The organism is Bythopirellula sp. (genome assembly GCF_041737835.1).
Classification (GTDB): Bacteria; Planctomycetota; Planctomycetia; order Pirellulales; family Lacipirellulaceae; genus Bythopirellula.
Genome location: NZ_JBGSQY010000072.1, coordinates 14,980 through 28,069, shown reverse-complemented (window position 1 = coordinate 28,069; position 13,090 = coordinate 14,980). Strand labels below are relative to the sequence as shown.

Genomic DNA, 13,090 nt, shown 5'->3' with positions numbered 1-13,090 from the left:
TTTGTTGAAAGCTGTTACTACGAAAGTTCGCGTGTTGTCTCGCCGATCGCTTCGTCGATGATATCGAGACCTTTAAACAGAACGTCGTCTTCCATGACCACCGGTGGACTCATGCGAAGAATGTGGCCGGCGGGGATCCAAGCCAAGCCTTTGCGGAAGGCTTTTTGATAAACCATCTTTCCCGCCGCATCGAAGGGTTCCTTTGTGGCCTTGTCTTTTACGAGTTCAATTCCCATGAGGCAGCCCTTGGCGCGAACATCGCCCACGATTGAATGCTCGGTCTTCATTCGTTCCATTCGACGAAGTGCCAACTCACCGAGGTGCGTGGCACGTTCGAGCAGTTTTTCTTCTTCGATGACTTCGGTGCTGGCGAGTGCCGCCGCACAAGCCATGGGATTACCGCCGTAGCTACTTGAAGCGGAGATTTTTTCGAACGATTCCTTGTACGGTTCACGCACCGCCACGCACGTGACGGGAAAGCCGTTGCCAAAGCCCTTGCCGATCGAAACGACATCCGGCACTACTCCCCAGTGTTCCATGCAGAGCCATTTGCCGGTGCGGCCCCAACTAGTGAGCACTTCGTCGGCCATCATCAGGATGCCCTTCTCGTCGCAATAGGCGCGAAGCTTCGGAAAGAAATCGTCGGGGGGCATGATTGAGCCACCCCAACCTTGGATTGGTTCGAGTACAAATCCCGCGACCGAGTGGACGGTCCCTTTGTCGATGTATTGATCGTAAAACTCGATGTATTTGTCGGTGTCGATCGTGCCGTCGTCCTTGGCCCACATAGGTCGATAGGTGTCTGGCCGCGGCACCATGTGCATGCCGGGGGCACGGACAGGTCCGTAGACTTGCGAGCGAATGTGGCCCAGCGAGACCCCACCGTAAGTTTTACCGTGGTAATCGTAGAAACAGGAAAGCATCTCGTGCTTGCCGGTGGCCGCACGCAAGACTCGCTGGCCCGCTTCGACGGCCGTTGTACCGGAATCATAAAATTGAAAGCCGTTCAAATCTCCGGGCAAGACTTCGGCAAGTTTCTCGACGAGTTTCGTTTTGATCTCAGTGGTGAAGTCGTGACAATTCATGAGCGTCGCGGCGGCACGCTGCACGGCCTCGGTAATTTTGGGGTGGCAGTGGCCGAGCGTCGTGACATAAATGCCTGACGAGAAGTCGATGTAGCGATTGCCATCGACATCAACGAGCTCGCACCCTTTTCCTGAATCGAATGCCACGGGAAATAGCTTGACTTGTTCGCTGAGTCCCTTGAAATGCTTCGTGCAACGAGCGTGCAAAGCTTGCGACCGCGGGCCGGGGAGTTCGGTCTTGATATCGGGCACCTGATTGATATCAAGATGAGCCCAAGGCGAAAGATGATCTGTTTCGCGAACGGGGAGTGCGACGGACATCGAAACCAACTCCAGTAATTGAATGATTAAAAGTTTATGGACGGAACTAAAGTTCAAGCGTCCCTGATTTACGCTGCAAAAGTGAATTCCGCTGTGGTTTTCTAAAAGTTCACGAATATGAATCTCATCATGCCGTGGAAATTTAGTATTCCTTGTCCCAGTTCGGCTCGATGTTGGCGGCAACTGTTTCTGAGATATAGCAATCGGTTCGCAATTCTTGATGAATGGAAGACGGTAGCTGGGGTGTGACTTTTCCGTGATAACAGAGACGTGCGATCATCCGCTGCCAGCTCGTGGCCGTGCCATGAACTCCAATCGCAGCGATTTCCCAACGATGCTTGGCAGCGATCACTTCCTTAGGACCAATCGTCGCTGCCATGGGTGGTACGGCGGCTACATTACCACTCATCCCAAAGCTTCCATGCATGGAGTTTTGCGCTAAGGTGAATGGGCTGAGGGTACAAATCCGAGCCCCCATTTGCTTGAATTCTACGAGAGATCCGGCAAACTCAGGGGCATCGGGATCGACAAATGCCAAATGCCCAGTCCATCCCGGCCCCGTATAGCTGATGTCGACACCACCAGCCTCTTGCATTAGGTCGAAGTAGTGATCGATATTTTGATTGTTAAGGCCAAGCACTTGTTTGCGCGGAGGTCGAAGTCGTTCGTCGATGTTGGCGTATAAGCTTGAAAGCATCGAATGTACCAAACCAAAAGGCCAATCTTCGGGTGCAATTTGCCGTTCTTCGTTCGCATACTCATCGAGAGCAAAAAACCAAACGTGTTTACAGTCTTGGTTGGTCGCGTTGATCAGGCGCGAGAGAGCGCGATAAAGAACTGGGCAAGGGTTCGGCATCATCATGACACATTGACGGCCTTCTTCGCTGGCTTGCTTAATGCGTGCATACATATCTGTGAGCAACATGAAGCCGAAGTCGGCATCCTTGACGACGCGTATCCGAAAATCGGGATTGGGATGCTTCTCAATATCCTCGCGTTTGATCGCGCGGCAGCGCTCGATGTCGGCCTGATCTCGGTAGTGAACGTGCTTTGACGGGGAATAGTGAAACGTACTGCTCATGTATTTGAACCTATATCGCGGTAAACAGAATCAACGTCATAAACACACCGACCAGCGACCCAGGTTATTTGGGCTCGTCGTCCATTCTCGGATTCTTGCCATAAAACCAAGTCTGCGTCGGCACCAACTGATAAGTCGCCCTTCTTAAGAAGCGAGACCACGGTAGCGGGATTGACGGTTCCCATCGCCCAGATCTGTTCCAGCGGCAAGTCTAACCATTCAGTGAGATTGGCCATCGCTCGATCCATAGTGAGCGAACTCCCCGCCAAGCAACCAAAATTAGGATGCTTCCGATCCGCAACTCGCGCTGCATCTCCTGTGCGAACTTGAATCGGGTAACCCCAAGGAGTTTCATATTCGCCATCACCAAGGCCAGCACCGATGTTGGAGTCGGTAATCGCCACGACCTTATCCCACCCTTTGGCTGCCAGAGCAGCACGAATCGCCATCGGGTGGACATGAACGCCATCACAAATAAAGTCAACACTACACCGAGGATTGGCAAGGATCGTTTCAACGGCACCCACGGGCCGTACGCCCGCGTCGGTTTCAGGGGGAAATGGAAAGACATCGTAAAAATGCGTGGCATGTGCCGCACCGGCGGCAATCGCTGCTGTAGTTTGGTCTACGGACGCACGGGTGTGTGTCAGAAACACTGCGATGTTTCGTTCACGCAGATATTCAATCACGGGAAGAATGTGGGGCGTGTCGGGGCTAACCGACATGGCCGAGACTCTTCCTTCTGTGGCAGCAAGAATTTCCTGGAGGAGTGTAAGGTCACCAGGAATTGTCTCGGCCCCTGCTCCGGGAAGAGCTAAGAACGGCCCTTCGAGATGAAAGCCCGGCATCGAACAGCCTTCACTACAAGGCAATGCCGTAGATAACTGTTCGAGTAATCCGAGCGACTTGCGATTCATCACCGTATAAAGCGTTGGCAAAATGCATGTCGTGCCAAAACGAGGCAATATCTTGGAGGCCTGCAAAATCTGCTCCGGGCCGACTTCGTAGAGATAGCTCCCCACTCCGTGGCAATGAATATCGATCAATCCAGGAGTCAACAAAGCGCCCGTTGCATTGATTCGCTTGCACGAACCATCAACCTGATCAACAGTTGGATCGAAAGCGGTAATTTTCCCATCGTTGATCAGCAGGCTCCCCGGCCTTACCCAATACCCTGGGCGAAGCAAAGTAGCATTCTCGATCAATGTCGCGAAACTGCTCACGATACTTGACCAGCATTCGTTGGTTTGACACGAATCGTAGACGTCAGTCGAAACAAGTCGCTGCGATAGTAACTGAAGAACACTCCACAGGCGACGCTCGATTCAAGGAAAAAAACATCGATCTCCTTAAGCAGTGGCTGATTTTTTTTGACGCCCAAATATTTGCGATGAGCAGGTTCGGTAGAAATAGCCTCAATGCTTTGCGTCAAATAATCAATTCGCAAATCTTGTACTTTTTGCCAACGTTCTAAGAATCTCAATTCTCCAAGATCGTTTTTGTCTAAACGGTTGGCCAACTTCTCGATGAGGTAAACTTCGTCGTAAGCAACGGGTGTATCTGCAAGCAGATCGATACGTCGAGCAAAGAGCACGCGATCCTCTGAATCGATATTTAATAAGCTGGCGATATCGATAGTGGCAGCTCTCCATTCCCAAGAGTCAAGCTGCCGTTGCATGTCGGGAGCGTGAGCCGAGATCGAGCCAATGAAGTCCGTATTGAGCAGAGGAATTTGCCGACTAGGCGTGGGGCTGACAAACGTACCACTGCCGTGGCGGCGCTGAATGAGCATCTCGTCTGCCAAAATCTGAAGTGCGCGACGGACGGTGATTCGAGATGCGGCGAATTGCTCGCAAAGGTCGCGCTCGGTGGGAAGTCTCTCGCCGGGGGCAACTTCACCACTGAGTATCTGCTGCCGAAGGGAGTTGGCGACTTGCTTGTAGGCGCTAGATAGAATCGTGTCGGGCATCGGAGTTTTTCAAAAATCGCGACAAAACCTGTTGAACGGCCACTGCCAAGTGGTTATAACCAATTCTGTTTGATTATGACCAATAAACGTTGTTAGTCAACTGGTTTTCAGAGGGTTTCCGAGCAAAATGTCAGGACAAATTACTAGGGCAAGCCTCAGGTCCAAAACCGCGGGTTCGGCCGTTCGGGATATTACTCCGAGCACGCCACAATTTCTGTTTGGCTATCCACACGTCGAAAGGACGAGCACAGGAGTCCATGATCCGCTGTTGGCTTCAGCGCTGTACATAAATGACGGTGCCAGCGCAGCACTTTTTATCAGTGTTGATCTGCTGTCTGTCACAAAGCAAGTGGTAGCCACGGCCAGAGAGCAAATCACTGCGGCTACTGGATTGCCCGCAGAAAGTATATTGATTTCGGCAACGCACACCCATTCGGCGCCGATAACGATGCGGGTGCTGAGTAACGCCGACGACACCGTTGTTCCGGAACCCGATCCACGTTACGTAGCGCAAGTGCTGACCGGTATTGTTGACGCTGGAATCGATGCCGTTCGCAGCGCGCAGCCAGCTAGGTTGGGTTTGCAGGTAAAGAAGGTAGTTGGATTGGGTACGAATCGGCATGCCCCAAACGGTCCCAGCTTTTCAGACGTGCCAGTGCTAGTTGTTCGAGCAGAATCGAATCTCAAGATCATCGGATTGATGTGTGTTTGTGCTATGCACCCAACGGTCCTTCATGAAGATAGTAAGCTGATTAGCGGGGATTTTCCAGGCTGTGCGCGTGAATACTTACGAAGTAAGTTAAGCATTCCTGATCTGTGTCTTGTCTATCACATGGGTGCAGCGGGAAATCAAAGCCCTCGACATGTGGTTGATTCCAACACCTTTGCCGAGGCGGAACGACTTGGAATAATACTAGGCGATTCGCTATTTTCCGCGGTTGAGGAAGCGGGATGCATTAACGATTGGCAAGTTGACTGTAAAACAATCGAACTCAAACTGCCCCTTCGTTCGTTTCCATCGATTGAGGACGCTAAGACAAGGCTACAAGAGGCCGTGTCGCGACTTGCGGAACTCACCGACTCCCGTGCCAAAAGGGCCATTATCCGGACTGCCGAATGCGACTTGTTTGGCGCGCAAGAAACGTTGACTTTGTCGCGCGCTCAGCAGCAAGGTCAGATTCAGTCTACCGCCAACTCCTGTATGCCCGCCGAGATTCAAGTGATTTCCGTGGGTTGTTGGACGTTTGTTGCGTGGCCGGGCGAAGTGTTTACGGAATTCGCGTTGGAACTTCAGGAGAAGTATCCGCACGCTTTCGTGATTACCAATGCCAATGGCGAACTCCAGGGTTACTTGGTGACTGCCGAGGCCGTAGAAAAGCGAACTTATGAGGCGTCCAACGCGATGTTTCAGAGCCCACAATCTCCGGAATTGCTGCTGTCAACGACGCTCAAACTCATGGAAAAGTGACTCGAACCCTTGGTTGAGAGAATTCTCGTGGGCAAGTTTCTTATCTTCGACCTCGGCACGACGTATTTCAAGACTTGTTTATTCGATGAACAAGGAAGGCTGATCGGTGTTTGCCGTATAGCTTCCCCACTCAGCCATGGACCTGATGAACGTGTCGAATTAGATGTTGAGACGTTTAAACGGACAATTCAATTGACCATCACACAATTGAGAGAAAAATCTGGATCACTTCACGACGTCATGGCGTTGAGTTTCGCAACTCAGGCCAATAGCTTCACCTTGCTCGATCAAGACAATAACGCGCTTACGCCCTTCTTGATGTGGAATGATGGCCGTGCTCGCGGTGAAAACCTTCCATTGCAAGAGTTGGCACACTCAACGAACTATTATCGAACCACTGGTGTCCCTTCCATCAACCATGAGTTTCTCCCAGCCAAAATCCACTGGCTAACTGTGCACGAACCGGTGATTACTGCCAAGACTCATCGACTTACCTGCATAAGCGACTACCTGACTCTCTGGCTAACTGGGCAACACAAAACTGAAGCAAGCGTTGCGTGGCTCACGGGTTTGGTCAATATTCATGAAGCGATCTGGTGGTCGGTAGCATGCGAAAAGCAGTCAATCTGCAAGGAATGGCTACCTGAGATCGTTCTGGCAGGAACCGACCTTGGCCCGCTGTTACCAACGGTTGCCGACGAGCTTGGACTCAGTAGAAACTGTCGCTTTGTTGTCGGCTGCCTTGACCAATTTGCCGGGGCAATCGGTGTCGGTAACGTCGTCCCCGGAATGGTCAGCGAAACGACTGGGACTGTTCTCGCAACAGTCCGTTGCAGTGATAAATTTGAACCGAATTTATCTAGGGATGTATTTCAAGGTCCCACTCTAAACTCATCATATTACTATCAAATGGTTTTCAGCAATATCTCCGGTGCGCTGTTGGAGAATTATCGCAATACTCGGCAGGAACATTGCACGTTTGCTGAGCTCGATGAACTCGCCCAGCATGCAGGATCTGCGATGGGTTTGAAGTGGGATCAGTCGCTTCACGAGCAAAGTTTATTTGCGAATCGAACGGCGGAGCATGCCGTTGGTTACGAAGTTTATGCCATTCTCGAAGCCGTTGCCGATGAGCTGGCTAAACAAGTCGACATGCTCTGTGGTTTGAATAGTCCTAAGTTCGTGCGATCTGCCGGCGGAGCCACAGCGAGCGAGCTTTGGCAGCAGATCAAAACTGAAAAAGTGGGGTGCCCCGTTGAAGCTACGGCTTGTGTCGAACCCACCAGCTTAGGAGCCGCGATACTAGCCAATCATGCAATTCATGGGACTTCTCTGAAAGACTTATCGCGAGAATGGGTCACGATCCGCCCGGCAGTGACTTTATAGAGCATATTGCGATCCGCAAATCCGCAGTGTTTCGACGAGAAAGTTAGTTAGTCAACTGTCGCCTACTAAAGGTTTGCAGTCAGCAATAAATTCGTAGCTCACAAGTGGCGAACAGTGTACGAACCTTTCCCGATCGATGGATCACCAACAATCGTTAAGATCGCAAGTTGTCAATCTGTCGATCTAGGTCACCTCACGCGAATAAGTCTGCAGTTCACACTACGAATCCGGTCCCTATACATTCGGCGGCACCCATCTCCCAGCCTCTATGTCGTGGCAGAAATTAGGCTCTGGGCGTCTCTAAACCAATATTACTTATCAAGATGCCAAGCAGTCGTCGAAAATCACCTTCTATGTCAAGTGTTTAGTAACAAAGCCTGGTGTGATCGTAAATCTCGTCCCCGAGACCGGTGGTTGTAGGAATCAAATCTAAGGCGCGCTTATTCTCGCTTGTACACCCGACCTTAGCGGACGCGTGGGGATTTCAGGAAACGCACACGGTACTTCAGTTCGCACTTTACGTAACCAACGCGGCATCGCTCTAGCTCGGGCCCGGCGCACTCCTATTTGCTAGTGCTCGGCAGCAAAACTCCGGGAATACCGTCTTTAACGCCTGTTCCCTACTCGAGAAACCCTTGGCGTAAAAGCCAGTCTCCCAAGGCCTCTTCCACGATCTCTTGCTGCGTATCGGGCTTGGCATGTTTCAGTCGCTGCTCCAAGTAGGCTCGCCGCAAGGCCTGGGCCGTGCGATGCAGCAATCGAATGGTCACCGGCACGAGCACCCGATCGAGTACTTCGCTCGCTCCGGGAGTTTCCTGAGTAGGGCGTTTGGCGGTACGTCGGGTTGAACGGGCCGCCGGTTCCCTCTCCGACTCGGTGTCTTTCTTAGTGACTGCAACCTCAATAGTCTTTTCCTGTACCTTAGCAACTGGTGTTGCCGCTTGTGGATTAGCGGCTGCTTGCGACTGTCCCTTGATGAACGCCAATTTCTCGGGCGTCATATCCATTGCCGCTCCTAGTGATCTTCTCCCAGCCATTTTCTACTTTTTGCCTCTCTGTTTGTTGTTTCGTTGCGATGATGTCTCCTAAGTCGAGCGAGCCAGATGTTGCTCGGCATCCTGCAAGAAATGTTCGCAGAGTCCAGCAACCGAGATTGCGCCGTTGACATCGGCCAGAAGTTGTCGCTCATCGAGCAGCCGTCGCAGCGCCGTTTCCGCTTGCCGACGATTCGCCTTGCCTTTGGCGAGCGTATGGCGCGTACCGCCAAGCTCGGTACACCAAGTTCCCTTGTGGTCGTTCCACCAAACTTGCGCACGTCGAGATATACAAAAACCTCACGAATCCTGACCTGATTCCTGACCAGGGGCTTCTTTTGAGGCTTCTGTTTCTCAGAGCCTGTCGCAAGTGCAATTGCGGCAAGGGTATTATATCAGTGCTCCCTGTTGGAATCGAACCAACAACCTACTGATTAAGAGGCAGTGGCTCGAATCACATTTAACCCCGTTCTTTACCGAGTCGACGCAATTCCGCATCGGTCCACTTGCTCGCCACTTGCTCAGGAAGAAAGGCACGGTAGTACTCCCACCAAGTAGTCCAACTGGGGTAACGATGTTATTGAGATGCCATTTGGAATTATAGATGGAGGCGTCAGGGCAGACTTCGGGAAATCAACCTTCGGCTTTGGAGGCGGCGAAGTCAGCATCGTGACGATGACGTCAATTGACTCCATCCCTCGTCAGATGGCGTCATCAAAAGTCATGCAACGCTACCACCTATACCGTCTGCTTGTCTAAACACCGGTCTATGATGTCAAAAGATGGCATATCGCGACACTTGGAGACGCCCATTGCATTCCACCCTGCACTCCACTGACTAAATAGTCTGTTCGCGACGTCACCGTGTCACCATCCGATTCGGATTTTGTTAAGTCCTTGGGTTGATTTGGGGAAGCCAACGAGGGCACAATCCGGCAGTTTTGCTTCTTGTATATTCCCGTTGTACGGAATGGGTTTGAAAAGCGACGATGAAATGCCGGACGGCTTCTGACCTTCTGGCTATCGCTCTCATAAAGAAAGAGCAACTGATCAAGAGTCAGCTTCCGGGAGTTTTGCGTTAGCAACGGTCGGCATCGTTATATTCTTTACAGTTAACGACTTAGCAAGGTCAGCAAGGCCTTCGGCCCGACGTTTGTACGTCCAAATTTTACAGAATTTTCCATGAATGGCAATCGATACCGTGCCAAATAGCGTGCCAGGCGTCAGAGGCTAGGGGCAAGCGACGAATTAGCGATTGGATCTATTGGTGATAGTCCTATAACACGCTCGAACTCCGTTAATCGTTTGTGATACTCAGCGATTGCCGCGTAATATTCGTCCCGGAGGTTGAGCAGCTGTCGTTGGGATTCGATGAGCCTTAAGAGATCAAGTTTGCCCGCGAGATAGCTGGCCCGCGCAGCGTCGATACTGTGACGTGCTGTAGGAAGAATTTTGTCTTCGTATAGTTTGATCGTCTGCTGGCTTTCTTCCACTCTTCGGTAAGTTTGTTCGACTTCATAGGCGATTTCAACGGTCTTGGCGTCATAGTCGGCTTGCTCTTTAGCAATTCTTGCACGTGCTTCAGCTACAGCTGCGTAGCGTTTATCCTTGTAGATGGGTAGGTTGAGATTCATCCCCACCATGGGACGCAAGTCATCTTCCGGCACCTGCCAAAACGCGTCATAGCGTCCGACAAATTCCAGATCTGGGTAGAACTCCTTGCAAGCTAAGGATAGCTCATACCGTTCGGCTCGAATGCGAGCGGCTTGGGCGGCAAGTTCTGGACGCTGGGCTATCGCAATACCTCGAAGGTCTTCGGCTGGAATCAACACGGCGTCCGTCGGCAATTCGACTGGAGGGGGTGGCAAGGTCGCATTCGGGGCGGTGAGTAGCAGAGTATTGATCCGCGCCCGCGCGACCTGTTCTTGACGCGTTAACTCCAAAAGTCGTCGCTCCTGCTCGGCAAGCTCGACATCAACCAACAGAACGTCCTGCTGTTCAACACTGGATGATTCATACTTGCTTACGGCGATTTCGCGAAAATCAGTAAGCAATTTGGTTGACTCGTTGAGCACGTCGATTTGCCGGTGGGCGACGTAATACTCGTAGAACGCCAGTCTCGCAACTTCAGCAACGCGTAGACGTTCTTCAGCGACATCATGAAAGGCGGCATTTGCTTCGGCTCGAGCTTTGTTGCCTCGTAACTGTCGCTTACCATGCCAAGGAATCTTTTGAGAAATCTCGACCATATACGCGTCATCGACCTCATCACTTCCCCACGAACCTGGCCCAAGTAAGTAACCAAACATGGGGTCATCCAAAGCGACTTCCTGAGGATAGCGACGGGCAGCGGCACGCCAAGCTGCTGACGCCGAGCGGATATCGGGATTCACTGCCAGCGCCTGGGCAACCACATATTCCACGTCAAGTGTGGGCGGTTCTGGATATTCACCAACTGAGGTAGGTGTAGGTATTACTTCCATCTCCGCGTCCACAAGCGATACCAAATGCACTGCATCGCCCGTGTTCACCGTTGGGAGTGGAACGATGACCTGAGCTTGTTCGCCAATGGAGCTGGCCGATGATGCCGCGATAGATTCCGTTACTGCGCTGTTTTTTGAGTCGACGGCGACGGAACCGAGACTGCCAACTCCTCTGCAACCAGCGAGTAAGACCAGTAAAAACAATGTTGAAAACGCCGCGCGCGTAGTCTGATAGCCAGTTCGCATTGCTGCTCCAGGCGTGGATGGGTGGGACGGATAGCGGCGGGTTAGCAGTGTCATCGCCTCAGCAGTCGGCGAATAACGGATATCCGTTCAAATCGACAATTTGCGACCAGCATGCCCACACGACATAAGTGGCCGCGAAAGGTTTACTGGACCGTCAAACTCGAATTCGTCGTGCTGGCACTCGCGGCATTCAATGCTGGTGTTTGCGGCATTTAAGCGATAACACGAACGATCCTCCAGCTACGACTATTTTGTTAAACCTCTATGCCTTAATACGTTACGTTTTCGGCCCTGATCTTTTCAGTGATGCGGAATGAGCCTTGCTTTAGCGGCTGTCAGCACTCCTCGCTCACTGTCCCGCGCCTGAAAACAATGCTTCGCAATACTCTAATTCTCTTACTGGAATTGTGGTGCGGATTTGGCTCTTCCATGGTTGCTGCTTGTGATTCGGTCAAATGTACCTGTCGAGAAGTCTCTCATTCTCGACAACCGGGGTGCTGGTTGGCATCGTCCGGCAGTTTCAGAGTCTGCTCGTTCCGTAGTGCTACTGAAGCCGAGCAGATGGCAAGCTACTGTGAGCAACTACGAGCTGCACTCGCCGATCACTATGGTTTCCAGTCTAGTAAAACCAAATGGCAAAACCGATGCGAGGTATATCTTTACCCCACCGAACAAAGGTATGGAGCAGTCGTGGGTCGCGCGGCTCAAGAAACTCTTGGGTCTTCGCTCGTCACTCCTGCAACAGGGGCAATTAAGAATCGCCGGATCGATCTGCGGACCGATGTCGCCGACTATCGAACGGAAGTCTTGCCGCACGAATTAACTCACGTTCTCATTGCCGATCATTTCCGCGATGGTCCTCCTCCCTTGTGGTATGACGAAGGACTAGCCCTACTTGCAGATTCTGAAGACAAACAGGTTTTGCATCAGCGTGACCTGCGTAACGGCATCAATCGTGGCAAGACATTCGCGTTAGCGGATTTGTTAACTACTCAGCATTACCCCCGTCAGGATCGGGTGGGCGTTTTCTACGGCCAGTGTGCTTCTTTAGCAAGCTATTTGTCTACAAAAGGTGAACCACGAAAAATGCATGAGTTTGCTCGGCGAAGCCAAGAAGTTGGCGTAAACCTCGCCCTAGAAGAAACTTATGGAATCAGAGGGGTGGCCAGCCTTGAACAGATGTGGCGAAAGAGCATCATAAGCTCTGCTCCTATCATTGCGGCACTGTATTCGCGCAATCATAATCCTAACTGAACTTTTCTTGTTCAGCTGCGTATAAGGTAATGGTGATGGTCGGCATAGGCCGGCCTTGTTTTACTGAGCTATAATAGCGCCATGAGACCTGCATCCCGCTACTTCAGATTGTTAACGGTGGCCAGCCTTTCGCTGAGCCTTGTCGGGGGCGGATTTTGTGCACCAAGCGCGACGGCGGATTGTCCAGTCGCTAAATCCATCAGTCATGTGATGAAGCGCTGCTGCTGCGGAGCCAATTGCCACTGTGGGCCGGCTTGTTGCGGAACATCTCCCGAAAAAAGTCAGCAGCCAACCAAGACGGCCGAACAAGATTTGCGTGACCTTGTGAAGGTCACTCCTGCGGTATCTTGTGAGGTTTGCGAACTTACATTTGGACAGCGGCTTTCCAGGCCAGCTTCGGATTTCTGCGGAGTTTCTCATTCTCCCCAAACTCTTGTTACGCAGCACACCTGTCTTCAGGTTTGAGTCGGCGCTCCACGTGCGCACTTAGCGTAATCGCTAGGTTTCTTACGCACGATAGGTTTGGTTTCTTATTGTCTTAGTTGCTGCACTCTGTGCCGCAAATTGCACGAAGAATCCTGCCACGAAAGCCCAACATATTGTTGCCCCATTCGTGACAGACTTTCGGAGGCCATTTTTGAGGCGGAAGTAATATCATGAACGCCAAATTTACAACATTGTTAGTGGCCATTGCTCTATTGGCACCGAGTCTTGGCCAAGCTGGCCAGACTCTTGGCACTGCGAAGGCGAGGGGAGACTTTCG

10 protein-coding genes are annotated in these 13,090 nt (G+C 51.7%); 4 read left to right on the top strand and 6 right to left on the bottom strand.

All coding sequences use genetic code 11. From position 1 onward, the window contains the following. Positions 1–17 precede the first annotated feature (17 nt). The 4 genes from AC6T8Q_RS19495 to AC6T8Q_RS19480 all read right to left on the bottom strand — a co-directional run bounded on the left by AC6T8Q_RS19495 (position 18) and on the right by AC6T8Q_RS19480 (position 4,456). A complete protein-coding gene (locus AC6T8Q_RS19495; protein WP_500680669.1) occupies positions 18–1,406 on the bottom strand; it encodes an aspartate aminotransferase family protein in 1,389 nt (462 codons plus the stop codon). 142 nt (positions 1,407–1,548) lie between these two features. Then, positions 1,549–2,487, bottom strand: a complete 939-nt coding sequence (locus tag AC6T8Q_RS19490; protein WP_500680668.1) for a sugar phosphate isomerase family — start codon at positions 2,485–2,487, stop codon at positions 1,549–1,551. Then, the gene (locus AC6T8Q_RS19485) at positions 2,484–3,710 is read right to left on the bottom strand and encodes an N-acetylglucosamine-6-phosphate deacetylase (protein ID WP_500680667.1); all 1,227 of its coding nucleotides are present in this window, start codon (positions 3,708–3,710) and stop codon (positions 2,484–2,486) included. Before AC6T8Q_RS19485 ends, AC6T8Q_RS19490 begins: the two co-directional genes overlap by 4 nt. Beyond that, the gene (locus AC6T8Q_RS19480) at positions 3,707–4,456 is read right to left on the bottom strand and encodes a GntR family transcriptional regulator (protein ID WP_500680666.1); all 750 of its coding nucleotides are present in this window, start codon (positions 4,454–4,456) and stop codon (positions 3,707–3,709) included. Before AC6T8Q_RS19480 ends, AC6T8Q_RS19485 begins: the two co-directional genes overlap by 4 nt. A gap of 127 nt (positions 4,457–4,583) precedes the next feature. On the opposite strand from AC6T8Q_RS19480, the gene AC6T8Q_RS19475 reads away from it, so the two are divergent. Beyond that, complete coding sequence (locus AC6T8Q_RS19475) at positions 4,584–5,924, top strand: neutral/alkaline non-lysosomal ceramidase N-terminal domain-containing protein (protein ID WP_500680665.1); 1,341 nt, start codon at positions 4,584–4,586, stop codon at positions 5,922–5,924. A 27-nt stretch (positions 5,925–5,951) separates the two neighbouring features. After that, a complete protein-coding gene (locus tag AC6T8Q_RS19470; RefSeq protein ID WP_500680664.1) occupies positions 5,952–7,310 on the top strand; it encodes an FGGY-family carbohydrate kinase in 1,359 nt (452 codons plus the stop codon). 620 nt (positions 7,311–7,930) lie between these two features. Here the strand turns inward: AC6T8Q_RS19470 and AC6T8Q_RS19465 are convergent. Beyond that, complete coding sequence (locus AC6T8Q_RS19465; protein ID WP_500680663.1) at positions 7,931–8,311, bottom strand: hypothetical protein; 381 nt, start codon at positions 8,309–8,311, stop codon at positions 7,931–7,933. 102 nt (positions 8,312–8,413) lie between these two features. On the opposite strand from AC6T8Q_RS19465, the gene AC6T8Q_RS19460 reads away from it, so the two are divergent. Continuing rightward, the gene (locus AC6T8Q_RS19460) at positions 8,414–8,662 is read left to right on the top strand and encodes a hypothetical protein (RefSeq protein ID WP_500680662.1); all 249 of its coding nucleotides are present in this window, start codon (positions 8,414–8,416) and stop codon (positions 8,660–8,662) included. Between the two features lie 905 nt (positions 8,663–9,567). Here AC6T8Q_RS19460 and AC6T8Q_RS19455 read toward each other — a convergent pair. Beyond that, complete coding sequence (locus AC6T8Q_RS19455; RefSeq protein WP_500680661.1) at positions 9,568–10,827, bottom strand: TolC family protein; 1,260 nt, start codon at positions 10,825–10,827, stop codon at positions 9,568–9,570. Between the two features lie 936 nt (positions 10,828–11,763). On the opposite strand from AC6T8Q_RS19455, the gene AC6T8Q_RS19450 reads away from it, so the two are divergent. Next, positions 11,764–12,327 carry a hypothetical protein gene (locus tag AC6T8Q_RS19450; protein ID WP_500680660.1) on the top strand — a complete coding sequence of 188 codons (564 nt, stop codon included), beginning with the start codon at positions 11,764–11,766 and terminating at the stop codon, positions 12,325–12,327. Positions 12,328–13,090 lie beyond the last annotated feature (763 nt).

What these genes read in the sequence shown, in the direction of transcription:
- AC6T8Q_RS19495 (WP_500680669.1), bottom strand. Translation starts at nt 1,406, where the DNA reads ATGTCCGTCGCACTCCCCGTTCGCGAAACAGATCATCTTTCGCCTTGG.
- AC6T8Q_RS19490 (WP_500680668.1), bottom strand. Translation starts at nt 2,487, where the DNA reads ATGAGCAGTACGTTTCACTATTCCCCGTCAAAGCACGTTCACTACCGA.
- AC6T8Q_RS19480 (WP_500680666.1), bottom strand. Translation starts at nt 4,456, where the DNA reads ATGCCCGACACGATTCTATCTAGCGCCTACAAGCAAGTCGCCAACTCC.
- AC6T8Q_RS19475 (WP_500680665.1), top strand. Translation starts at nt 4,584, where the DNA reads ATGTCAGGACAAATTACTAGGGCAAGCCTCAGGTCCAAAACCGCGGGT.
- AC6T8Q_RS19465 (WP_500680663.1), bottom strand. Translation starts at nt 8,311, where the DNA reads ATGACGCCCGAGAAATTGGCGTTCATCAAGGGACAGTCGCAAGCAGCC.
- AC6T8Q_RS19460 (WP_500680662.1), top strand. Translation starts at nt 8,414, where the DNA reads ATGTTGCTCGGCATCCTGCAAGAAATGTTCGCAGAGTCCAGCAACCGA.
- AC6T8Q_RS19455 (WP_500680661.1), bottom strand. Translation starts at nt 10,827, where the DNA reads ATGGAAGTAATACCTACACCTACCTCAGTTGGTGAATATCCAGAACCG.